This window comes from Flagellimonas alvinocaridis, from assembly GCF_965248585.1.
In the GTDB taxonomy this organism is placed as follows: domain Bacteria; phylum Bacteroidota; class Bacteroidia; order Flavobacteriales; family Flavobacteriaceae; genus Flagellimonas; species Flagellimonas alvinocaridis.
The window spans coordinates 56,930-79,675 of sequence record NZ_OZ252111.1 but is presented as its reverse complement, the minus strand read 5'-3'; the positions used below and the strand labels follow the sequence as shown (position 1 = coordinate 79,675).

Below are 22,746 nucleotides of genomic sequence, written 5' to 3'. Positions count from 1 at the left end.
GCGATTGACGAATGGCCCTTTTGAATTGACGGATGGGTAAAAATCAGGGGGTTATCCTTGCTTTTAACTAAACAAAGGCGCTTTAGGCCGGCTCTTCTTCCGAGGAAAAACGTTTCCCCAAATAGACCAGTTTGTACCCGTCTCCCTTGGGCTCAAAATCTTTGCTGTTGGCTGGTATGATTTCGATGCTCCCATTGGGCGATTTGGTAAACACGGGAATGATGTCATTCTCCTGTTGGGTAATGTCTATCAGACTATCGTAATGTGCTTTATCCTTTAGATCAATTTCATGTATGGCTGGGTATTTCCTTACCGTATCCATTAGTTTGATGAAGTCATCGGTGTGGGAAAACAACCCTTCCTTGGGGTTCACATCTGGGTTATTCACTTCTTCTGTGTTCACCAACCGGAAGGCACCATTTTCACCAAACTGTTTTTGGAACTTGTCTATGGCGAACTTATTGATGTCCGAGTTTCCTGTAAGTGCCATAAGATATCCCATATCGTTCAACTCAATGTTGTCGGTAAGGGTATCAGAAAAAATATTGGCAGTAATTGCTTCCAATCCTAGTTTTTTGGCCTTGTCCACATTGGTTTGGTTATTGTCTATCAACACTACATGCCTATTGTTTTTCCGCAAATAATTTCCAATGATCCTTGATAGTCTAGAGGCGCCAATGATTAAAATACCTTCCGATTTTTTTAGGAACACACCCACCAATTTGGCAAAAAGTCTTGCCGTGGTAGCATTGAGCAAGACCGTTCCCAAAACAATCATAAATACCAATGGGGTGATGTATTCCGCTCCGGGTTCTCCTTTGGCCAACAACTTTGAACCAAATAATGACGCAATACCTGCGGCAACAATACCCCTTGGGCCTACCCAGCCAATAAAAAGCTTTTCATTCAGTTTTAAATTAGACCCCTGCGCACTCAAGAAAACTCCCAGCGGTCGTATGATGAAAACCACCACGGCAAAAAGTGCAACGGTGTTCCAATTTAAAATCAACTCCAAATCGGCAATGTTGATATTTGCAGATAAGAGGATAAAAAGTATGGATATAAGCAGCACACTCAATGATTCCTTAAAGTAGAGCAGTTCCTTTAGGTTGGGTAGATTCATGTTCCCCATGACCATTCCCATAACCACCACGGCCAACAAGCCTGATTCGTGGGCAAAAACATCAGATTCCACATAAACGAGCAATACAGCGGAAAGCGATACCACATTCAACAAATAGTGTGGTATAAAATCCCTTTTTATGGCAAAGGCCAATGCATGCGCAAACGTAAAACCAAAGGTGGTTCCGAACAATAGTATTTTTCCAAACTCGATCAATGCTGTTTGTGTAAACGTAGACCCTTCACCAACGCTTATAAACTCAAAAACCAATACTGCCACCAAAGCTCCTATGGGATCAATTAGAATGCCTTCCCATTTCAATACGGCAGATACATCTTTCTTCAACGGTATGTTCCTAAGAATGGGGGTGATCACCGTAGGCCCGGTAACAATAATCAATGCGGAAAACAGAAATGAAATCTGCCAAGAAAGTCCAAAAATATAATGGGTGGCCACTCCCGCTCCAAAAAAGGTGACTACAGTGCCAATGGTAATCAGTTTGGTAATTACTGGGCCAACATTGGATATTTCTGCGCGTTTTAAGGTAAGTCCTCCTTCAAAAAGAATCACGCTGATGGCCAAAGAGACAAAATAGTAGAGCCCTTCGCCCGGAAAAAGTCCCTTTTCACCATTCCATATGGGTTCAATCAGTTTTGACCCATCTTCAGTATATAATGTGGACACTGGGCCTACCAGTAATCCTATAAGTATCAAAGGTAAAATTGCCGGTAATTTAAAACGCCACGCCACCCACTGTGCTATAATGCCAAGGATGATGATTCCCGCAAGTTCAAGCATTGGTTTTAGTTTTTTTGAAATTTACTGCTTTTCTTTTAGAATTCATCCCATATGATTAATAGGATAAAAATTTTGGCCTTTGCACCCCATTCATACACTCCAAGAATCAAATAAATTTGTTAAAATAGGGCCAATAAAAGCTTATTTTTTAAGTATATGCATTGGGCTTTTCTTATTTTGCATGCCATTTGTTTTCTGAATGACGATATATCCCATAGAGACTGGCAATTTTAAATTGGACGGCGGCGCCATGTTTGGTGTGGTCCCAAAATCTATCTGGAACAGGACCAATCCTGCCGATGCCAATAACATGATCGACCTTGGTGCCCGGTGCCTTTTAATTGAAGATGGTGATAGACTTATCCTCATTGATACAGGCCTTGGCAACAAACAATCCGAAAAGTTTTTTAGCTATTATTATTTATGGGGTGACCATTCCTTGGACGGTTCCTTGGAAGATTTAGGGTTTCATAGGGATGATATCACCGATGTTTTTATGACCCACCTTCATTTTGACCATTGTGGAGGCAGTGTTCAGTGGAACAAAGACCGCACAGGCTACGAACCGGCATTTAAAAATGCCCATTTCTGGACTAACAAAGCCCATTGGCAATGGGCCACCGAACCCAACGCAAGGGAAAAAGCTTCCTTTTTAAAGGAAAACCTGATTCCCATGCAAGAAAGCGGTCAGCTTAAGTACCTTGGAGAAGCCCATTCCTTTCAGGAAAAATCGGAATTGGGGTTTGGCATCCACTTTGTGGACGGTCATACCGAAAAACAAATGCTCCCCCAAATCAATTATAAGGGAAAGACCATTGTCTTTGTGGCCGATTTGGTCCCAACCGTTGGCCATATTCCATTACCATACGTAATGGGATACGATACCCGCCCATTATTAACCCTTCAGGAAAAAGCCGAATTTTTAACTGCTGCGGCGGAAAACAATTGGCTTTTATTCTTTGAGCACGATGCCCACAACCAGCTGTGCTCCTTAAAACAAACCGAAAAAGGTATTCGATTGGACGAAATATTTTCTTTCAACGAAATATTCAAAATACAATAACACTTTATTCATATGAACCGCACATATCTTAATCTTTCCTTTGCTTCCCTGTCCGCATCATTGTTTTTGATGGGTTGTGGCGCAACAACCTCTTTGGTTTCCACACCTGTGGAGAACATAGATACCGTTCCGTTAAAAATCTCTGAACTCACGGATACCGAGAAAAAGCATTGGGGCCATGCCGACCTGATTACAGATACCATTCCTGGAATGAGTGTTGATAAAGCCTACAATGAAGTCATCAAAAACAAAAAAGGCAAAACCGTTATTGTTGCGGTAGTGGACTCCGGAATCGACTTGGAGCACGAGGACCTGAACGGAGTACTATGGACCAACAAAGGTGAGCGCCCCAATAATGGTAAAGATGACGATGACAATGGATATGTGGACGATATTCATGGATACAATTTCCTTGGGGACTCCTACAACGAGCAATTGGAATATGTTCGGATGCTACGTGTGAATGTTGGTGATGCTTCCGAAAGAGCAAAAGCCCGTATTCTTTTAGATAGCGAATATCCCGAGGCCTTACAGAACAAACAGCAATATGAACAGATTTTCCAAGTGGTTAAAAATGCCGACAATTCGGTTAAAGAGGCACTAGGTAAAGAAACGTATACCAAAAAAGAGCTGTTGGCCATTGAGCCAAAAAGTGAGCAAATGCAGCAAAACGTAGCCATTTTAACCCAAATGTTCACCTATGGTGAAAGTATTCCCGATGTCTTGGAAGAACTAGAAGAGGGCATCACCTATTTTACCGATCAAGTGAACTATAACCTCAACAAAGATTTTAATGGTAGAACCCCGGTTGGTGATGATCCATACGATATGGACGATGCTCGCTATGGGAATGGAAACCCAAAAAATCAAGTAGATTCAGAAAGTCATGGAACACACGTGGCCGGAATCATTGCTGCCGAGCGCAACAATGGCAAGGGAATCAATGGTGTGGCCCAAAATGTTGAGATTATGAGCATTCGTGCCGTTCCCAATGGGGATGAATATGACAAAGACATTGCTCTTGCCATCCGGTACGCCGTTGATAATGGTGCAAAAATCATTAATTGTAGTTTCGGGAAATCGTTTTCTCCAAAGGCAGAATGGGTATACGATGCCATTCAATACGCTGCCTCAAGAGACGTCTTAATTGTTCACGCTGCTGGTAACGACGGCCACAATCTGGACAATCCCGAAAACCCAAATTACCCCAATGATCATAAATTTGGCACTACTGAATTTATTGACAATGTAATAACCGTAGGGGCACTTACCAGTAGCTATGGTTCAGAAATGGTGGCTTCCTTCTCCAACTATGGCGCACAAAACGTGGATGTTTTTGCTCCAGGAGATGCCATCTACTCTACCATGCCAAACAACGATTATGAATTTCAAGGAGGCACGTCTATGGCTGCTCCAGCTGTTTCCGGTGTTGCTGCGTTGATTCGGTCGTATTACCCTGATCTTTCAGCTACCCAGGTAAAACAAATCATTATGCAATCTGGTCTGCGCTCAAAAGCATCCGTCGTGTTATCTGGCGATACAACCAAATCAGATGCATTCAATACTATTTCAAAATCAGGAAAAATGGTCAATGCCTATAATGCCCTTATTTTGGCAGATAATATTTCAACAGGTAAAATGACCTTGCAAAGCAATTCAAAATAAAATGAAACAACTATCCCTTTTACTTCTGGTTACTTTAACCTCTGTTTTAAGTTTAGCCGCCCAGAACAGAGACTATTGGCAGCAACATGTGGATTATACCATGGATGTAGCCATGGATGTCAAGACATATCAATATACAGGAACACAAAAATTGGTCTACACCAATAATTCCCCAGATGAGTTAAGACGCGTGTTTTACCATCTATACTACAACGCCTTTCAGCCCGGAAGCGAGATGGACATGAGACTGCAGAGCATAAAAGATCCCGATAACCGAATGATGGAAAACGGGAAAAGTAGAATCGCTTCCCTCTCTGAAAGTGAAATAGGCTATCTGCATGTGGAAAGCCTTACCCAAGATGGGCAAGCGGTTTCCTTTGTTGAGGAAGGCACTATTTTGGTGGTAGATTTGGCCACTCCGATTGCTTCTGGCGGAAAAACAACCTTGGAAATGACCTTTAAAGGTCAGGTTCCCCTTCAGATTAGGAGAGCTGGAAGAAATAGCAGGGAAGGTGTTGCTCTTTCCATGAGCCAGTGGTACCCAAAAATTTCAGAATACGATTTTGAAGGCTGGCACCCCACTCCATACATTGCTCGCGAATTTCATGGGGTGTGGGGAAATTTTGACGTAAAACTGACCTTGGACAAAACCTATACTGTAGGTGGCTCCGGCTATTTGCAGAACCCCAATGAAGTAGGGCATGGATACGAGACGCCCGGAACCAAGATAAAAACCAAGGGCAAAACACTTACTTGGCATTTTGTGGCACCAAATGTACATGATTTTATGTGGGCCGCGGATCCGGAATATCTTCATGATACCCTAAAAATGGAAGACGGGCCAGTGCTTCATTTCTTTTACAAAAACGACCCTGAAATCATTGAAAACTGGAAAAAACTACAACCTAAAACCGAAGACGCCATGCGTTTTTTCAGCAAGAACATAGGTCAATATCCCTATGAACAATATTCTGTGGTACAAGGGGGTGACGGCGGTATGGAATATGCCATGAGCACCTTGATTACAGGGGGCAGGGATTTTGGAAGCTTGGTCAGTGTCATGGTCCACGAAATGGCACATTCTTGGTTTCAACATGTGTTGGCCAACAACGAATCCAAACACGAATGGATGGATGAAGGCTTCACTACCTTTATCAGTAGCTTGTGCAAGAGTGAAATCATGGACCAGAACAAGGAAAACCCTTTTGAAGGTTCTTACAAAGGATATTATGCCTTGGTAAATTCAGGTTTGGAAAAGCCTCAATCTACCCATGCAGACCGATATACCACCAATTTTGCCTATGGCATTTCCGCCTATAGCAAAGGCGCTGTTTTTCTTTCGCAATTGGGATACATTATTGGACAGGATAAATTGATGGAGACCATCCGAAAGTATTTTGATGATTTCAAGTTTAAACACCCTGTGCCCAATGATGTGATCAGAACTGCAGAAAAAGTTTCTGGTATGCAATTGGGTTGGTACCTTACTGATTGGACCCAAACCACCAATACCATCGACTATGGCATTAAGAGCGTTGAAGCAGCGGGGAATAAAACCAAGGTTACTTTGGAGCGAATTGGTGAAATGCCAATGCCTTTGGATATCTTGGTCGTTGGGGCAGATGGCTCACAGACCACCTATTACATTCCCTTGCGAATGATGTACGGTGAAAAGGAAAATCCTTATCAAACCCTAAAAAGGAAAACTTTGGAAGATTGGCCCTGGGCTTATCCAACCTATGAGTTTACATTGGACATGCCTTTGGAAAGTGTCAAGGCAATGGTGATAGACCCATCGCAGCTTATGGCAGATATAAATTCAGAGAACAATATATATCAATCCAATCCTTAGATTTTCTTGGCTTGTATTATCTGTGGGGGAGCCCACAACATATTACATCAAATTTGAGTAAATTGTACATATCCCTTGAGGTAAAACTCTAGATATACTGATGCACACTTTCCAAAGAAAAGAGAAACTAAAAAGCAAAAAGGTTTTTGAAGACCTCTTTGTTGATGGCAAAAACATCAATGAGTTTCCTATAAAACTTGTTTATAGAAAAGTTCACTTTGAGGATGGAACACCCATCAAGGTAGGGGTCGTGGCGCCAAAGAAAAAGTTTAAGGACGCTGTAGACCGTAATCGAATCAAACGGCTCTTGCGAGAGGCTTATCGATTGAACAAGCCCCTCATTTTTAACAACATTGAGGGAAACTTTGCGTTCTTATTTTTATACCTTGGCAATAGACAGCCCACCTTTAATGAGGTAGATGTGGCCATGAAAAATCTTTTGGAGGCCTTTTTAAAAAAAGAATCCCATGAAAGCAACAATTAAGAAAAAACTCCTTGTCCCGGTTTTAGCGATAATCATTTTGGTTGGGGCCAGTGGTTTTGCCGTAAAGAGCGATTTTTTTGAAATCGCTAAACAGATTGAAATCTTTACCACGCTCTTCAAGGAGTTGAACATGAACTATGTGGACGATACCAATCCCGCAGAACTCATGGATTCGGCCATTAAAAATATGTTGGGAGAATTGGACCCCTACACACAGTTTTTGAACGAACAGGATGTGGAGGCCTACAAAATCAACAACGCTGGAGAATATTCAGGGATCGGGGCGGTTGTTCGTTCCTATGAAAGTAAGCTGCTCATTGTAGAACCCTACAAAGGCTATGCTGCCGATAAGGCCGGCCTTAAGGCCGGTGATGAAATCATACAGATTGGAGAGACCAAGGTTTCCGATTTTGACGATGATGCCGGAGAGCTTCTAAAAGGAGCTTCAAACACAAGTGTGAATGTCACCTATGTAAGGCAAGGAGAAACCAAAACTGCCACAATTACCCGCGAAGGGGTTGAGGTAGACGCTGTTCCCTTTTATGACATGATCGACGATAAAACCGGGTATATTGTCCTTTCCCGTTTTAATAGAAAGGCTTCAAGTCAGACCAAATCGGCCATGCAAGACCTAATGGGCCGAGGTGCTGAACAACTGGTCCTCGATTTAAGGGGAAACCCGGGAGGGCTTTTGTCCGAAGCCATTAATGTGACCAATCTTTTTGTTCCCAAGGGCGAATTGATCGTTACCACAAAATCCAAGGTAAAGAAATTCAACCAAGAATATAGGACCAGAAACCAACCTGAAGATGTTGATATTCCTTTAGTGGTCTTGGTTGATGGTAGAAGTGCCTCTGCAAGCGAAATTGTTTCTGGGGGATTACAGGATTTGGACAGGGCCGTTATCATGGGGGCACGAAGTTTCGGGAAAGGGCTGGTTCAAAGACCTTTGAAACTTACCTATGGCACACAATTGAAAGTCACCATATCCCGATATTATACGCCTTCCGGAAGGTGTATTCAATCTTTGGATTATTGGCACCGTGACGAGGAAGGAAATGCGGTCAGAAATACTGACTTTAAGGAGTTTTCCACCAAAAACGGTCGCAAGGTTCAAGATGGAGGCGGGGTAATGCCCGATGTGGTCATCAACTCTTTGCGCACCAACACCTTAATTGATGCCCTTGAGCAAAACAACCTTGTTTTTGATTTTGCCACCGATTATTATTACGACCATTCTTTTGATTCTGTGAACGATTTTGCTTTTTCTGAAGCAGATTATGTTGCGTTTAAAAAATATGTGCAAGAGCAGAACTTTTCGTTTCAGACCAAAACCGAAACCTTGTTGGAAGAATCCATTAACGCAGATGAATCATTGTTGGGGCCAGATGTTCAAGAAAAATATAAAGATCTACTCCTAGCGGTAAATCGTGGTAAAATTTCCGCCCTGGACACTTATAAGAACGAGATACAGAAGAATTTGGAAGATGAAATCATCACGCGGTTTTTCTACAGGGACGGGCTTTACACCTACTATTTGGGCCACGACGATGCCATTTTGGCTGCAAAAGTGCTTTTGTCAGATCGTTCTAAATATACAGAGCTTTTACGATAAATCATGCGGACAATATTCCTTATATGGTTAATTTTTCTTTGTCCCAAGCTGTTCCTATATTCCCAAACCTCCTTTAAAAAAGGCGTTGTCCATGATACGGTTCAGGTCTCAGGAGCCCAAGGAGAGTCTTTTGCCCTTTATCTTCCCGATTCCTATTCAGATGCTGTATTGAGCCCAATTGTATTCATATTTGATCCTGCAGCCCGGGGACGTGCCGGTATTCAACCTTTTATTGAGGCTTCTGAAAAGCATGGTCTTGTTTTGGTCTGTTCCAATAATTCCAGAAATGCCCCATACGAGCGCAACTTCAAAATAGCCGATCATCTTTTTAATCATGTTTTCTCAAATTTTAACATTCAGAAAGGCGGTATCTATGCCGCTGGGTTTTCAGGAGGTTCACGATTGGCGAGCGCCATTGCTTCATTGACCAATCAATTTGCAGGAGTTATTGGTTGTGGTGCCGGGTTTTCAGGTCAGAAAGAACATATGCCCACTACACAGACGTATTCCTATGTTGGCCTTTGCGGCTATCGGGATATGAACTATAGTGAAATGATGCAAAACCATGATTATCTGGACCAAATTCATTTTAGCAACACCCTTATTACCTTCGATGATGAACATCGCTGGCCCCATTTTTCCCACATATCCAGAGCCTTTGATTGGCTGTATCTTCAAAAATTGAAGGCAAACAATTCCGAAGACACAGCACAGTTCATGAAACAATATTCTCTTGATTACCAATGGCTGAAAAAAATAGAAGCTCAAAATGAACCCATTCTCCTTGCCGAACAATATGTTCGTATGTTGACCGATTACGGGGAATCAATCCAAGTGGACAGCCTCCGACAAGGATATACCGCATTACAAGAATCAACAACTTACAAGAAACAGAGTAGAAAACTGAAAAAAGCGCTTCTTATGGAGCAAAGATTGGGTAAAGAATTTCGCAGTCAGTTTTCTAAAGATTTTGAAGGCTCGGATAAGCCCGACTTCAATTGGTGGAAAGAAAAACTGAAAAAACTTACGGCTTTAGGAAAAAATGAAGACGTACAGGTGCAGCGAATGGTATACCGGCTAAAATACGATTTATTCGCACGGGCTTTTTCCCGCAAAAGTTTTCTGGCCAGCACATCATTTCACGATCAAGTGGCCCTATTAGATCGTTTCTTGGAAATACTTTCTTCATTTACAAAGTAAAATATCCCGTTCATCAACCCAAAAGCCATAACCATCAGATCGCGGGTAAATCCCACGCTACTTTCCGTACTTTTCCCTAAAATCTTACCACATGACCTACACCGTTATTACTCTGGCTACCGTGAGTTTGGTCCTGTTCTATTGGTTGTATGTGTTGTTTTCTACCTGTTTTCACTCCCAACTTTCCGTTTGGTCTGCGTTAAAAGAGAATCTAGTGCCTGTGATGCAAGCAACCATTCTCTCTACAAAAACACTAAAAATGAGAAAGTTTGTTTGGGTAGAGGCTTTGATCGTATTTGAAAATTTCTGTGGTCATCCCATACAAAGAACAATTCGTCTTAAAGATCGCCAACCACATTTGAACCGTTTCCTTCCGGGAAAGGTGCTCCATATTGGTCTGGATCCCTCCAAAAGACCCAATGATCCCATCCAGTTTATCCCCACCAACCACCGCATATCCTTTGTGCTGGTTTTATTCTGTTGCTTCTTTATGGTCGCCTATATTATTGGCTACTTTTATCTTATGGCGGTAACCATATATAGGATTAATATTTTTCCTGAAAGATATGAGCGAATCTTTGCTTCTTCCGCCGTGTGGCAACTTAGTTTCGTTTTTGTGATCATTTATCTCTTTTTGAGGTGGTACTTATTGCAAAACGAATTACTTACCAAAAAATCCACAAAAAAGATGAACTGGGACCTCCTTTATAGTGGTTTGGGGGCCAAGGCTATTATTCAAGACTATAAAGATACCGGTGTTCGAATCCAAAAAAACCCGAAAATAGAGTTCACGTATACTTTCTTGGACCTTATTGGACGGGGTATTCAAGGTACGGATGTAAAGACCATCCATAAAAAGGAAATGGGAGCCCTAGCCGACATAGGCGAAGTGGAAATCATGTACATTGCCCATAAGCCCGGGATTTCACGATTGGTAGAAAATTTGGAAAACAAGGAAATTCCGAAAATTATCCGGCTGCTTATTCAAGTGGTAATCTTTGTCCTTTCTATTCTTATACTATTGCTATTTTACCAAGATATGTTCCAAATGGACAGTAGTTTGTTGAATCCTTTCTCATTTGTTTTTCATTTTTAGTACTTTGTAACCTCTCAATTGTAGATATGTCGAAAATCAATCGGGAAGATATCCAAATCATTGGCCGTTGCAGCAATTGGTCCGAAAAAGGGGTTTCCAAAACCCTGGGAGATACCGTTTATGCCAATAAGCCTTCATGGCTGGCATTCTTAAGACTGCTCTTCCTCGGTATTGGGGTTTCATTTACCGTTGCAGGTATCATTTTTTTCTTCGCCTATAATTGGGCCGATCTCAACAAATTTGTAAAGCTTGGGTTAATGGAGGGCTTGGTGCTCCTGGTTTCTTTGGGTGCTGTCTTTTTCAGAGCAAACCCTTTAATCAGAAAAATACTGCTTACGGCCGCCGCAGTACTTGTTGGAGCTTCGTTGGCGGTCTTTGGGCAGATATACCAGACAGGGGCCAATGCTTATGATTTCTTTTTGGCTTGGGTCTTGTTCGTTACCATTTGGGTCTGCATAGCCCGCTTCGCTCCTCTGTGGGTTATCTATATTGCACTGATCAATACCACGGTCTTTCTTTATGCAGACCAAGTTGCAAATGATTGGTCCGAACTCTTTGTAATCAACTTGCTGTTTATTATCAACCTTTTTTTCTTGGTTGGTTTCTTGTTGATTTCCAAGTTTAATCCTGAAAGAAGATTTCCGACATGGTCCACCCATTTGCTTGCATTGACAATTTCCGTACTAGGAACCTTGGGTATCTCAATGGGTATTTTTGAAGACCCGGAACCCTTATTTTGGGCACTTCTTATCCTAACAGGGGTTACTTATGGGTTTGGTATTTGGTTTGCACTAAGAGCCCATAACACATTTTATTTGGCCATTATATGCTTTAGCATCATTCTAATCATCTGTGCCTTACTTCTCCGCGCTTCGGATGGAGCTGGAATGTTTTTTATAATTGGCCTATTTATTATTGGCAGTGTCACTGTATTGATCAAAATCTTAATGGAGCTTCAACGAAAATGGACAACATAAAAGACATAGAACCCTTTTTGGATACCATTAGCGCTGTTGAAGGGTCCGCTTTCTCCTTTGATGAAAATGCGATAAAAGCCGAATATGCCAAACAACATAAAAGAAGGTCCAATCTAGTCATTAAGGTGCTTTCTATTTTTGGAATCCTGTTTGCCACATTTGCTTTTTTTGGGTTCCTGGCCATTTTGGGCATTTATGAGTCTGAATTGGGTATGTTACTTTTGGGAAGCATCCTTATTGTACTGTCTTTGCTTTTGAATATAAAATTTGATACGCTCATTGTTGATACCTTCGGTGCTTCCATTTATGTGCTTGGTATTGCGCTGGTGTCCTTCGGTTTAATTTCTTTTGAACTACATGAAGATCTCACAACCTTTTTGGTCATCACTATAGCCTTGTGTTCACTGTTTGTTGTTCAGAACTATATTTTATCCTTTATATCCATATTGATCATTGCCTCTGGCTTCTTGGTGTTTATTTTTTCCAAAGATCTATTTGAATTGCTCCATTTTTACACCGCCTTTTACGCCTTGGCCTTGGCGTATTGTTCTTTTAATGAGCCTCAATTTTTTACTTCTGGCCTTAAGATGTCCAAAATATATGGTCCACTTCGCATTGGGCTAATTTTTTCTTTATTGTTTGGTCTTGTTGCCGTTGGCAACTACCGTCTTGCCCCAATGTCCCAAAACTTAAACTGGATTTCTTCCCTTGTCCATATTTCAATCATATTGTATCTCGTGGGGCCTATTACAAAAACCTTGGGGGTAGATTCCAAAAACACAAAAATCTGGATATATACTCTGACCTGTCTAACCCTTTTGCCCACACTTTTTGCCCCATCAATTTCGGGGGCACTATTGATTGTCCTGCTCAGTTTCAGGGTGAATCACAAAACGGGTTTGGGTATTGGCATTGTGGCCTTGGTGTACTTTGTCATACAATATTACTATGATCTTAATTTGACCCTCTTGGTCAAATCCATTCTCCTTTTTTCATCTGGGGTAATCTTTGTACTGTTTTATCTATTTCTAATCAAAAAAGCCACGACCAATGAAAAAGTATAGTACAATCATCATCTTGGTAAACCTTGTGGCGTTTTTTGCCTTTTTTAATCACTCCATTATCAAGAAAGAAGAACTATTGGAACAGGGTGAACTGATTCTTCTAGAGCTGGCTCCCGTGGACCCACGCTCTTTGATGCAGGGAGATTATATGCGATTGCGGTACACGCTTTCAGAAGACATCAATAGCGACAGTATTCCCAAACGTGGGTTTTGCGTAGTAGGCTTGGATGCCAATGGTGTGGCCCAGAAAAAAAGGTTCCAAAAAGAAAGAACTCCGCTTGGCGAAAACGAATATCTTATTGAATACACTTCCCAAAATAGATGGGACATCAATATTGGGGCGGAATCGTATTTTTTTCAAGAAGGAGAAGCCGAAAAGTATGAAACCGCGGAATATGGCGCTGTAAAAGTGGACAGAAAAGGCAACAGTATTTTGGTGGGTTTGTACGATGCAGACCTTAAAAAAATAGAATAAATCCTATTTTTGGGCATGCAACAACTCAAGGTGTGTGAACTTTTTGCCGGGGTAGGTGGTTTTCGGTTGGGCTTGGAAGAAACCGGACACTACAAAGTAGTGTGGAGCAACCAATGGGAACCTTCAACCAAGACGCAGCATGCATCCAAAGTTTATGAGGCCCGTTTTGGTCCTGAAAACCATTCCAACACCAATATTGAGGACGTCCCCACCCTAGAAATTCCAGACCATGATATTTTGGTTGGCGGATTTCCGTGCCAGGATTATTCGGTAGCCACATCTTTAAAAAATTCTAAAGGACTTATCGGTAAAAAAGGGGTGTTGTGGTGGTCCATTCATCGCATTCTATCCGAAAAAAGGAACAAGCCCAAATACCTTTTTTTGGAAAACGTTGATCGGCTATTAAAGTCCCCCTCAACACAGCGAGGGCGTGACTTTGCAGTTATGCTACGCAGTTTATCCGATTTGGGTTATGCCGTGGAATGGCGTGTGATCAATGCTGCCGATTATGGGATGCCACAGCGCCGAAGGCGCGTTTTTTTTCTGGCCTATCATAAATCAACCCCTATTTACGCCTCACTTAAAAAAGCCAATCCAAAGGATTGGTTGTTCAAAGATGGGGTGATTTCCAATGCTTTTCCGATTGAACATATCAACAAACCCCTTGTCTCTTTTGACTTGGATGAAGATTTGGTTTCCTTATCTAACGATTTCAACAAGGATCAAAAACTATCTCCTTTTTTAAATACCGGACTATGTATCGATGGCTCGGTTTTCACTCAAAAAACATCCCCATCCTTTGATGGAAAAAGAACCCTACTATCCCATATTTTGGAGAACGGTTCCGCAGACCCAAGTCTTTATATTGACACCTGTGATCTGCCAAAATGGAGCTACTTAAAAGGGGCCAAAAAAGAAATACGCAAGACCAGTTCAGGTTTTGAATACAATTATAGCGAGGGAAGCATGGTCTTTCCCGATGCGCTCAATCAACCTTCCAGAACTATTATTACCGGAGAAGGGGGGAAATCTCCCTCTCGGTTTAAGCACGTGGTCCAAACCTCCAAGGGACTGCGAAGACTCTCCCCTATTGAACTGGAACGGTTGAACATGTTTCCCGACAATCACACCTTATTGGATGGAATCCCAGATGCCAAGCGGGCATTTTTTATGGGTAACGCCCTTGTGGTAGGTATTGTGGAACAAATAGGTTCTGCCCTGTTCCGCAAAATATCCCAACTTGAAAAGTAATTTCCATTCCGATCTATTCAAAGAAAAACAACTGACCCCCTTACTGGATTTCTATTACGAAAAGCACCTAAATCAATATACCTTTAGGCGGGTTTCCAATCTAAAACAACAAAGACATGGCATCGATCTCATCCTTGAGCACAAAACCTCAAAAAATCTGTTCTATGTAGATGAGAAAGCCCAACTGGACTATGTAAATGAAAGCTTGCTCACTTTTGCTTTTGAGCTTTTTTATCAGAAAAAAGGCCATCAGAAGCAGGGCTGGCTGCTCGATGTTTCCAAAAAAACGCATTTTTACGCCTTAGTTACGAGTATTTATTCTGATGAGGAAAAGATGTTTACTTCGTGCAACATCACTTTTGTAAACCGTGAAAAATTAATTGGACATCTTTTTGGTTTGGGTTTAACCGAGGAATATTTGACAAGGGTTGCCCACAACAATAAAGACACTCATGGGAAGTTGGTTTTGGAAAGGCTTCATCCCAAAACAGACGGATATCTATTTTTTTCCACATCAAACAAAGCGGAAAAACCCATAAATCTTATTTTAAGGTTGGAGTTTTTAAGTGCAATTGGGGTAGCCAAAAGGTTGATATAATTTAGGCTTTTATCATTTTCACATGGGGAATCCCGTCCTCCAAGTATTCTTCTCCAGTGCGTTCAAAACCCAATTCGGTATAGAACTTTAAAAGATAGGTCTGGGCCGATATTTCAACAGTTGTGTTTGGAAATCGTTCTTTGATTACTTCCAAAGAAGCCTTCATAATCTGTTTGCCGTATCCATATTTGCGTTGATCTGTGGCTACCACTACCCTTCCAATACTGGAGTTTGTAAAATAATCCCCCGGTTTAAAAATACGGGTGTAGGCCACCACTTCATTTTCCTTGGTTCCAAAAACGTGAAGCGCTTTTTGGTCCTTGTTGTCCAAATCTTGATATACACAATCTTGTTCCACTACAAATACTTCACTTCTTAAACGCATGATCTGGTACAGCTCAGAATTGGATAGTTCTATAAAAGTCTTGGTCACAATTTCCATTAGTCTTGAACAATTATGTTTTTGGAATCACACTTATTGAACTCGGGTTGAATATTGACATGATTGATGCCGTGTTTGTGATAAACATGCTCCTCTATTTTTTCCAATATCAAATCAAATTCCGATAGTTTAATATCTTCCTTAAAATCGATATGGGCTTCCATGTGTACTTCATCTTCGTTCAATTGCCAAATATGGACATGATGCACATTTTTAACGGGTTCTATGGTGCAAATGGAGTCCACAATATCTTGAATGACCACAGATTTTGGTGTGAACAACATCAATACTTTGGAAGATTCCTTCAACAAATCATACCCCATATAGATCAAGTATAGCCCAATGAGCATAGTTAGTGCGGCGTCTATCCAATAGATCTGGAAATACTTCATTAAAATACCCCCTATCAAAACTGCAACGGAGGCCATCATATCCGTCAATAGATGCAGGTAAGCCGACTTCATGTTCATATTCTCTTCAGCATCCTTTTTCAACAAAAGCACACTGAAGCCGTTAGCGGCAATACCAATCAATGAGAGCCATATCACTAAACCCGATTCTATCACTTGGGGATTGTACAACCGTTCCACAGCTTCCTTCATCAAAAAAATGGCCACAACCACCAATGTTGCCGCATTTACAAAAGCAGCCATGATTTCGGCACGTTTATACCCGAATGTTTTAAAATTGGATGCTTTTCTTTTACCTAAACGAGCAGCTATATAGCTTATGATCAAGGAAAGAACATCACTAAAATTGTGGAGTGCATCGGACAACAATGCCAAACTACCGGAAATAAAGCCACCTATTACCTGGGAAACGGTAATGGCCACATTTAAAAAAATGGAAATAAGTAGGTTTCTTCCTTTTAAATCTGTGTGGGAATGTGAGTGGCCATGCTGGTGATGGTGCCCCATATTCTAATTTTTAGCTGCAAGGTATTTTTTCTATCCTGCGTTCATGACGGCCTCCTTGAAATTCTGTGTTCAAAAAGGTTTCCACCATTTCCAAGGCTTGCGGTAATGCAATAAACCGGGCAGGTAGACTTAAAATATTTGCATTGTTGTGTTCCCGCGCAAGAGCAGTGATTTCCTTGTTCCAACAAAGAGCTCCCCTTACTTTTTGATGTTTGTTTATGGTCATGGATGCCCCATTGCCACTTCCACAGATAACAATGCCCATGTCTACTTTTCCTTCTTCGACATCTGTAGCAACCGGATGCACAAAATCCGGATAGTCCACACTGTCGGTACCATCGGTACCATAATTAACAACATCTATACCTTTGGATTTTAACAAGCCTATAATGGCCAATTTATAGTCGGTTCCTGCGTGATCGTTCCCTATGGCAATTTTCATGGTTCATATATTAAGATAGTGGATTACAAAGGTACAATTCTTTTTTGGTGGGTGTGTTGATAAAAAAGAATGAATCCTTTCATGTTGCTGTTTAACAGCTTGTTATGATATTACCTTATTTGTTGATCATTTTAAGAAAACTCAGCGCAATTAAATTTTGATTTTATGAAAAATACATGCAATAGAATAATTTGTTTATGTTACTTCTGTTTTCAATTAAAAATTAATCAACCCTTTGAAAACATTTTTCTGCAGTAATTAACATTAAAAACACATTAACTTTTCAATAATTTTATGTTGAAAACGGTTATTAAAAAACGTTCATAAAAAATCTAATCGATTGATTTTTAAAAAACTTAAACTTTGAAAAATTGTCAATAAATACATTCAAGTGTTCAAAGCAACTTTTTCAACAAAATTTTATTCCACATTTCAACAAACTATCATAATCACCATTTTATTAAAATTTAAAAGAAAAGAAAAAAAGTATTTATGATAATTGTTGATAAAACATGTTTGCTTTGAGGATTACTTAACCTATGTTGAGGGCTCAAGGATTATAATTTGTACTTTTCAAAAAAATAGAGACGTAAATGTCAAAGAAAAAGAAGAGGGCCAGAAGTCAACGAAAGAATGAGATTACGAAAGGCATTTTTACCGTACTGGAAAAGGAACCGTCCAAAAGCTTCAATTACAAGCAAATAGCATCTAAACTTGGAATTTCAGATACCCAAGACCGCAATGAACTCATTAAACGGTTGGGACAACTCAAAGCAAGTGATCGAATTGTAGAAGAAGAACGAGGCAAGTATAAAAAGAAACCATCGGTACATACATATTTTATAGGAAAAGTGGATTTGACCTCCAGTGGTAATGCCTATGTTATTGTTGATGATTTGGAGGATGATATTTTTGTTCCGTACAATCGGTTGAACAAAGCATTTCATGGTGATACTGTGGAAGTGTTTTTAAAACCTAGAAGAAAAGGCAAAAAGCAGGAAGGGGAAATATCCAAAGTATTGGAGCGTAAAAAAACTTCCTATGTGGGTATTTTGGACAAACAGAAAACTTTTGCGTTCGTACGACCTACCGATTCTAGGATGTACACGGATATCTTTATTCCCCAGGAAAAGATGAAAAAGGCCAATGATGGGGACAAGGTCTTGGTGAGTTTGGGAGATTGGCCCAATGATACGGAATCCCCTTACGGTGAAATCATTGAAGTTCTTGGAAAACCAGGAGAACACAATACCGAAATCCATGCCATTTTAGCGGAATACGGTCTCCCCTATGAATTCCCTTATGAAGTGGAACAGTTTGCCAATACGTTGGATACCAATATCAAAGAATCAGAAATAGCAAAGCGTAGGGATATGCGAGAGGTGCTCACCTTTACCATAGATCCAAAAGATGCCAAAGATTTTGATGATGCCCTATCGTTCCAGAAATTGGAGAACGGAAACTATGAGATTGGAATCCATATAGCTGATGTATCGCATTATGTACTACCTGATACCATTCTAGAGGAAGAGGCCTATAATAGAGCCACATCGGTATATTTGGTGGATCGGGTGGTTCCCATGTTGCCCGAAGTATTATCCAATAATGCATGTTCGCTTCGGCCCAATGAAGAAAAGTATACCTTCTCTGCCATTTTCGAAATGGATGATAAGGCCCGGTTGGTAGACCAATGGTTTGGTAGAACAGCCATTAATTCCAACGAGCGCTTTGCCTATGAAGAGGCACAACATGTTATTGAGACAGGCCAGGCACAGATTCCGAAAGATATTTCCATTCGTGGAAAAGAGTATGCGGTTTCAGAAGAAATAGTGGAGGCCATTTTAACTTTTGATAGATTGGCGAAAATCATGCGTACCGGACGGATGGATGATGGGGCAATATCATTTGATAAAATTGAAGTGCGATTTAACCTCAATGAAAAAAATGAACCGGAAAGCGTTTATTTTAAAGAAGCAAAGGATGCCAATAAACTTATTGAAGAGTTTATGCTCTTGGCCAATAGAAAAGTGGCCGAGTTTATAGGGAAACAGAAAAAAACATTTGTCTATAGAGTACATGATGAGCCAGATCAGGAGAAATTAATGGCCCTGAACGGGGTTATTTCCAGATTTGGACATAGTATTAACCTCAAGGACAAAAAGAGCGTGAACAAGTCTCTAAACCAGTTGTTGGAAGATGTAAAAGGCAAGAAGGAGCAGAATTTGGTAGATACCCTTGCCATTAGAAGTATGAGCAAGGCCATTTACACTACAGAGAATATTGGGCATTATGGTCTGGGATTTGACTACTACACACATTTTACATCGCCCATTAGACGATATCCTGATGTGATGGTCCATAGATTGTTACAATCCTATTTAGATGGGGCCAAGTCTGCAAAAACTGTCATATACGAAGAGAAATGCAAGCATTCATCCGATATGGAACTTTTGGCGGCCAATGCCGAAAGAGATTCGGTCAAGTATATGCAGATTAAGTTTATGGAAGACCACAAAGACCAAGAATTTGTTGGGGTAATCTCAGGAGTAACCGAATGGGGCATTTATGTTGAAATTGTGGAAAACAAATGTGAGGGAATGGTCAGGATCAGGGATATCAAAGATGATTATTATATTTTTGATGAACGCCAGTATGCCATTATTGGTGAACGAACCAAACGAATGTACCAATTAGGTGATGAGGTTTTGGTAATGGTTAAGGATACCGATTTAATGAAAAGACATTTGGACTTTTCGTTGATTGGCAAAAATGAGTAATACTATTTTGGAATAAAATTTGTTATCCTTTTGAGAACCAAATTTTTAATAGATGAAACCGTTTACGATTGTTCTATTTTTTATTTCCTTACAGGTACTGAATGCACAGGATAAAGAGATTATCCGTAACCTCGATGGGTTTACAGAAGTGAAGGGTTTTGATGGACTTTCCATACACCTGATAAAGTCAAGCGAAAACAAAGCTGTGATTACTGGTGCAAATACCCATAAAGTGGCCATAGTAAACAACAATGGTGTTTTAAAAATCCGAATGGAAATCGATAAAATTTTCAGTGGATACAGAACCTACGTAGATTTGTATCATACAGAGGTGTTAAAAGTGATAGATGTGAATGAGGATGCCCGAATGTATTCGGATGAAACCTATAAACAGGATGTTCTGGAGCTGAAAGCACAAGAAGGTGGCGAACTTGAAATAGGTTGCCAAGTAGACCAACTGTTGATAAAAGCCGTATCTGGAGGAAAAATATTGGTGTCAGGTTTTTCAAATAATCAAGATGTAATTATCAATACAGGTGGAGATTATAATGGAAAAGCTTTCAAGACCAAATTTACCACGATTAGTGTAAATGCCGGTGGAAATGCAGAAATCTACGCCACAGATTATGTCAAGGCCAATGTAAAAGCAGGAGGGGAGGTCTTGGTGTATGGCGACCCAACAAAAATGGATGAATCCACCGTTTTTGGAGGGAAAATCAAAAGGGTGGAATAAAAAAATATGATTGACGATATTCAAGCAGCGATACCTCTGGGTTTCTTATTGAGCTTTATGATTGGCCCAGTATTCTTCGTGCTGCTTGAAACCAGTGCCACCAAAGGGTTTAGGGCAGGAGTAAGCTTTGATGTAGGGGTGATCATTGCCGATATTGTTTTTTTGATCATTGCCTATTTCAGTAGTTTTCAATTGTTGGAGAACCTTAGCAACCAGCCCGGTCTTTTTGTCTTCGGAGGAATGATTTTGTTGGTATATGGAATAGTACTTTTTTTAAAAAAAGCTGGTAAAAAAGCAAGCTTTAAAGCTACAAAAGGAAATTACCTTAGTCTTTTGGTCAAAGGGTTCTTACTTAACTTCATCAACATTGGGGTATTGGCATTTTGGTTGGGACTGATTATTGTTGTGGGGCCCAGTTTGGACAATAATCCCAATAGGATTTTGGTTTTCTTCGGTACGGTGATAGCGGTTTATTTTACCACAGATCTTTTGAAAATTATTTTGGCAAAACAATTGAAAAAGTACCTCACCAAAGAACGTGTTGTTTTGATCAAAAAAGGATTGGGACTTATTTTGGTTGCCTGTGGAATAGTTTTGATTATCAAAGGATTTCTTCCCAAAGAAGAGTTTAACATTAAAGAAGGGATCGAGCGCATAAGCGAATAAAAAAACCCAGCAGATATTGCTGGGTTTTTTGAGGCATCGAGCGGATTCGAACCGCTGTACAAGCTTTTGCAGAGCTGTGCCTAGCCACTCGGCCACGATGCCATTCAGGAGTGCAAATGTACTACTTTTTTTAGCTTGCCCAAATCCTTATTTAGGTCTTTCTGACTCAAGAACAGCGGTTACACTTTCAACATCTCCACCAATGGGGGGATTAATTTTTGAAACTTCAACAATTATGTTGGTTACGTTGGCTATTTCCTGGAAAATACGGTCTATAATACGCTTGGCAACATGTTCCAAAAGGTTAGAGCGTATGCCCATTTCTTCCTTTACTATATTGTTCAAGTGTACATAATCCACAGTTTCGCTGAGTTTGTCCGATTTTGCAGGCAGAGATAGGTCTGCGGTGATTTCCAAATCTACCCGATAATCACTGCCAATAAGCATTTCTTCTTTTAAACATCCGTGATTGGAATGAATCCTGATATTGTTTACCCTAATTTTTCCCACGCTTCTATTGGATTAATGGGCAAAAATAAATCAAAACGGGCTAAATCAATACATACATCTACAATTGCTTATGCCCTGGAAGAGATCCATACCTACGGTAAGTACGTGTGTTCCTGTACTATATCCCAAAATTTCGTTGGTAATTACTTGATATGAATATCCAAAATAGAAGTTACTTTTTTTGAATCCGGCAATGGGTGCAATGTATAGCGGTTCACCAAGCTGGTCGTTCAAAAAACGATAGGTAAGACCAACATAGTAGTAGTCTTCAAAGTCATGAAAACGGAATTTAGCGTTTAAGTCGGTTACCGAACGGCCATCACTTTCAAACCATTGAAAGAAAACAGAGGGTTCCAATTCCAATTTGCTATTCTTGTTTTTAGAGATGCTATAACCTGTATAGGCATAATAATTTCTCAAAGTATTGGGCTCAAAAACAGGATTGAACTGTTCTAAGTTTTTGTTTAGAATATTGGATGCGTTAAGACCGAAATAAAACTTATCGTATCGGTAAAGAACCCCAAGGTCAAAATTATGGTTGGTAGTCGCTTTATCGTCTGTGGGAAGCTGTCCGTTGTTAGCGGTAAAGTTCTCCACATCTATCCTAAACTGGTTAAAGTTGTATGAAATACCAAAAGAGAGAAAAATATCATCATAACGATCTAAAGTAAGGTGGTGGGCAAAAGAAACCCTGGCCCCCCTTTGTTTTGTCTCGCCATTGCTATCATTGTACAAGAGCATTCCCAACCCCGAACGGTTGCCTATCCGGGCATCTGCGGCCAAGGTCTGGGTGTCCGGAGCGTCCTCTATACCCACCCACTGGGTCAACCCGTTCAAGCGAACCTTTATGTGGTCCCCAATCCCAGCATAGGTTGGGGACATGATAAAGGGGTTATCAGCAATATATTGTGAAAGCTGTGGGATAGTCAATTCTTGCCCTCTGGCCATAAAGGCCAAGAGGAAAAGAAAGACAGAGGGATATATTTTCTTAAACATGG

General features: G+C 40.6%; 21 protein-coding genes and 1 tRNA gene. 15 read left to right on the top strand and 7 right to left on the bottom strand.

Annotation, left to right across the window (positions count from 1 at the left end):
• Positions 1-82 precede the first annotated feature (82 nt).
• Positions 83-1,921: a cation:proton antiporter gene (locus ACP14V_RS00280; protein WP_272609106.1), complete on the bottom strand. Its 1,839-nt coding sequence runs from the start codon at positions 1,919-1,921 to the stop codon at positions 83-85.
• Between the two features lie 199 nt (positions 1,922-2,120).
• Between ACP14V_RS00280 and ACP14V_RS00275 the strand changes: the two genes are divergently transcribed.
• The 12 genes from ACP14V_RS00275 (at position 2,121) to ACP14V_RS00220 (ending at position 15,261) form a co-directional block, all read left to right on the top strand.
• The gene (locus tag ACP14V_RS00275) at positions 2,121-2,984 is read left to right on the top strand and encodes an MBL fold metallo-hydrolase (protein WP_272609105.1); all 864 of its coding nucleotides are present in this window, start codon (positions 2,121-2,123) and stop codon (positions 2,982-2,984) included.
• Positions 2,985-2,996: 12 nt separating this feature from the next.
• On the top strand, positions 2,997-4,649 hold the full coding sequence (locus ACP14V_RS00270; protein WP_272609104.1) for a S8 family peptidase: 1,653 nt from the start codon (positions 2,997-2,999) through the stop codon (positions 4,647-4,649).
• 1 nt (position 4,650) lies between these two features.
• On the top strand, positions 4,651-6,501 hold the full coding sequence (locus tag ACP14V_RS00265) for a M1 family metallopeptidase (RefSeq protein ID WP_272609103.1): 1,851 nt from the start codon (positions 4,651-4,653) through the stop codon (positions 6,499-6,501).
• A 100-nt stretch (positions 6,502-6,601) separates the two neighbouring features.
• Positions 6,602-6,985: a ribonuclease P protein component gene (rnpA, locus tag ACP14V_RS00260; protein WP_272609102.1), complete on the top strand. Its 384-nt coding sequence runs from the start codon at positions 6,602-6,604 to the stop codon at positions 6,983-6,985.
• Positions 6,969-8,600 carry a S41 family peptidase gene (locus tag ACP14V_RS00255; protein WP_272609101.1) on the top strand — a complete coding sequence of 544 codons (1,632 nt, stop codon included), beginning with the start codon at positions 6,969-6,971 and terminating at the stop codon, positions 8,598-8,600. Before rnpA ends, ACP14V_RS00255 begins: the two co-directional genes overlap by 17 nt.
• Positions 8,601-8,603: 3 nt before the next feature.
• Positions 8,604-9,800: a hypothetical protein gene (locus ACP14V_RS00250; RefSeq protein ID WP_272609100.1), complete on the top strand. Its 1,197-nt coding sequence runs from the start codon at positions 8,604-8,606 to the stop codon at positions 9,798-9,800.
• A gap of 91 nt (positions 9,801-9,891) precedes the next feature.
• Positions 9,892-10,896 (top strand): hypothetical protein, encoded by a 1,005-nt coding sequence (locus tag ACP14V_RS00245; protein ID WP_272609099.1) that lies wholly within the window; start codon positions 9,892-9,894, stop codon positions 10,894-10,896.
• 26 nt (positions 10,897-10,922) lie between these two features.
• The gene (locus ACP14V_RS00240) at positions 10,923-11,873 is read left to right on the top strand and encodes a DUF2157 domain-containing protein (protein ID WP_272609098.1); all 951 of its coding nucleotides are present in this window, start codon (positions 10,923-10,925) and stop codon (positions 11,871-11,873) included.
• A complete protein-coding gene (locus tag ACP14V_RS00235) occupies positions 11,861-12,937 on the top strand; it encodes a DUF4401 domain-containing protein (protein WP_272609097.1) in 1,077 nt (358 codons plus the stop codon). Before ACP14V_RS00240 ends, ACP14V_RS00235 begins: the two co-directional genes overlap by 13 nt.
• Positions 12,924-13,412: a GDYXXLXY domain-containing protein gene (locus ACP14V_RS00230; protein WP_272609096.1), complete on the top strand. Its 489-nt coding sequence runs from the start codon at positions 12,924-12,926 to the stop codon at positions 13,410-13,412. The genes ACP14V_RS00235 and ACP14V_RS00230 overlap by 14 nt, the downstream gene beginning before the upstream one ends.
• Before the next feature lie 15 nt (positions 13,413-13,427).
• Positions 13,428-14,663, top strand: coding sequence for a DNA (cytosine-5-)-methyltransferase (gene dcm / locus ACP14V_RS00225; RefSeq protein ID WP_272609095.1), 1,236 nt, complete (start codon positions 13,428-13,430; stop codon positions 14,661-14,663).
• Entirely contained in the window at positions 14,653-15,261 is a 609-nt protein-coding gene (locus ACP14V_RS00220) for a hypothetical protein (protein WP_272609094.1), read from the top strand. Before dcm ends, ACP14V_RS00220 begins: the two co-directional genes overlap by 11 nt.
• A 1-nt stretch (position 15,262) precedes the next feature.
• Here ACP14V_RS00220 and ACP14V_RS00215 read toward each other — a convergent pair whose 3' ends face one another.
• From ACP14V_RS00215 to ACP14V_RS00205, 3 genes are read right to left on the bottom strand one after another with little or no spacing between them, the layout of a single operon-like run.
• Entirely contained in the window at positions 15,263-15,703 is a 441-nt protein-coding gene (locus ACP14V_RS00215; protein ID WP_136565054.1) for a GNAT family N-acetyltransferase, read from the bottom strand.
• On the bottom strand, positions 15,703-16,620 hold the full coding sequence (locus ACP14V_RS00210) for a cation diffusion facilitator family transporter (RefSeq protein WP_272609093.1): 918 nt from the start codon (positions 16,618-16,620) through the stop codon (positions 15,703-15,705). The genes ACP14V_RS00215 and ACP14V_RS00210 overlap by 1 nt, the downstream gene beginning before the upstream one ends.
• Before the next feature lie 10 nt (positions 16,621-16,630).
• Positions 16,631-17,062 (bottom strand): RpiB/LacA/LacB family sugar-phosphate isomerase, encoded by a 432-nt coding sequence (locus ACP14V_RS00205; protein WP_136565052.1) that lies wholly within the window; start codon positions 17,060-17,062, stop codon positions 16,631-16,633.
• A gap of 593 nt (positions 17,063-17,655) precedes the next feature.
• Here ACP14V_RS00205 and rnr point away from each other — a divergent pair.
• The 3 genes from rnr to ACP14V_RS00190 are packed head-to-tail and all read left to right on the top strand — an operon-like array spanning position 17,656 to position 21,238.
• Positions 17,656-19,839 (top strand): ribonuclease R, encoded by a 2,184-nt coding sequence (gene rnr, locus ACP14V_RS00200; RefSeq protein WP_272609092.1) that lies wholly within the window; start codon positions 17,656-17,658, stop codon positions 19,837-19,839.
• Positions 19,840-19,891: 52 nt separating this feature from the next.
• Positions 19,892-20,572 carry a head GIN domain-containing protein gene (locus tag ACP14V_RS00195; protein WP_272609091.1) on the top strand — a complete coding sequence of 227 codons (681 nt, stop codon included), beginning with the start codon at positions 19,892-19,894 and terminating at the stop codon, positions 20,570-20,572.
• A 6-nt stretch (positions 20,573-20,578) separates the two neighbouring features.
• Positions 20,579-21,238, top strand: coding sequence for a LysE family translocator (locus tag ACP14V_RS00190; protein WP_136565048.1), 660 nt, complete (start codon positions 20,579-20,581; stop codon positions 21,236-21,238).
• Between the two features lie 31 nt (positions 21,239-21,269).
• Here ACP14V_RS00190 and ACP14V_RS00185 read toward each other — a convergent pair.
• The 3 genes from ACP14V_RS00185 to ACP14V_RS00175 form a co-directional block, all read right to left on the bottom strand.
• A tRNA-Cys gene (locus tag ACP14V_RS00185) sits at positions 21,270-21,340 on the bottom strand.
• 45 nt (positions 21,341-21,385) lie between these two features.
• On the bottom strand, positions 21,386-21,748 hold the full coding sequence (gene folB, locus ACP14V_RS00180) for a dihydroneopterin aldolase (protein WP_136565047.1): 363 nt from the start codon (positions 21,746-21,748) through the stop codon (positions 21,386-21,388).
• Positions 21,749-21,793: 45 nt separating this feature from the next.
• Positions 21,794-22,744 carry a PorP/SprF family type IX secretion system membrane protein gene (locus ACP14V_RS00175; RefSeq protein WP_272609090.1) on the bottom strand — a complete coding sequence of 317 codons (951 nt, stop codon included), beginning with the start codon at positions 22,742-22,744 and terminating at the stop codon, positions 21,794-21,796.
• Positions 22,745-22,746 lie beyond the last annotated feature (2 nt).

Bases quoted from the DNA above. Each gene is read 5' to 3' on its own strand.
- ACP14V_RS00280 (WP_272609106.1), bottom strand. From the start codon at position 1,921: ATGCTTGAACTTGCGGGAATCATCATCCTTGGCATTATAGCACAGTGG.
- ACP14V_RS00275 (WP_272609105.1), top strand. From the start codon at position 2,121: ATGACGATATATCCCATAGAGACTGGCAATTTTAAATTGGACGGCGGC.
- ACP14V_RS00270 (WP_272609104.1), top strand. From the start codon at position 2,997: ATGAACCGCACATATCTTAATCTTTCCTTTGCTTCCCTGTCCGCATCA.
- ACP14V_RS00265 (WP_272609103.1), top strand. From the start codon at position 4,651: ATGAAACAACTATCCCTTTTACTTCTGGTTACTTTAACCTCTGTTTTA.
- rnpA (WP_272609102.1), top strand. From the start codon at position 6,602: ATGCACACTTTCCAAAGAAAAGAGAAACTAAAAAGCAAAAAGGTTTTT.
- ACP14V_RS00255 (WP_272609101.1), top strand. From the start codon at position 6,969: ATGAAAGCAACAATTAAGAAAAAACTCCTTGTCCCGGTTTTAGCGATA.
- ACP14V_RS00250 (WP_272609100.1), top strand. From the start codon at position 8,604: ATGCGGACAATATTCCTTATATGGTTAATTTTTCTTTGTCCCAAGCTG.
- ACP14V_RS00245 (WP_272609099.1), top strand. From the start codon at position 9,892: ATGACCTACACCGTTATTACTCTGGCTACCGTGAGTTTGGTCCTGTTC.
- ACP14V_RS00240 (WP_272609098.1), top strand. From the start codon at position 10,923: ATGTCGAAAATCAATCGGGAAGATATCCAAATCATTGGCCGTTGCAGC.
- ACP14V_RS00235 (WP_272609097.1), top strand. From the start codon at position 11,861: ATGGACAACATAAAAGACATAGAACCCTTTTTGGATACCATTAGCGCT.
- ACP14V_RS00230 (WP_272609096.1), top strand. From the start codon at position 12,924: ATGAAAAAGTATAGTACAATCATCATCTTGGTAAACCTTGTGGCGTTT.
- dcm (WP_272609095.1), top strand. From the start codon at position 13,428: ATGCAACAACTCAAGGTGTGTGAACTTTTTGCCGGGGTAGGTGGTTTT.
- ACP14V_RS00215 (WP_136565054.1), bottom strand. From the start codon at position 15,703: ATGGAAATTGTGACCAAGACTTTTATAGAACTATCCAATTCTGAGCTG.
- ACP14V_RS00210 (WP_272609093.1), bottom strand. From the start codon at position 16,620: ATGGGGCACCATCACCAGCATGGCCACTCACATTCCCACACAGATTTA.
- ACP14V_RS00205 (WP_136565052.1), bottom strand. From the start codon at position 17,062: ATGAAAATTGCCATAGGGAACGATCACGCAGGAACCGACTATAAATTG.
- rnr (WP_272609092.1), top strand. From the start codon at position 17,656: ATGTCAAAGAAAAAGAAGAGGGCCAGAAGTCAACGAAAGAATGAGATT.
- ACP14V_RS00195 (WP_272609091.1), top strand. From the start codon at position 19,892: ATGAAACCGTTTACGATTGTTCTATTTTTTATTTCCTTACAGGTACTG.
- ACP14V_RS00190 (WP_136565048.1), top strand. From the start codon at position 20,579: ATGATTGACGATATTCAAGCAGCGATACCTCTGGGTTTCTTATTGAGC.
- ACP14V_RS00175 (WP_272609090.1), bottom strand. From the start codon at position 22,744: ATGTTTAAGAAAATATATCCCTCTGTCTTTCTTTTCCTCTTGGCCTTT.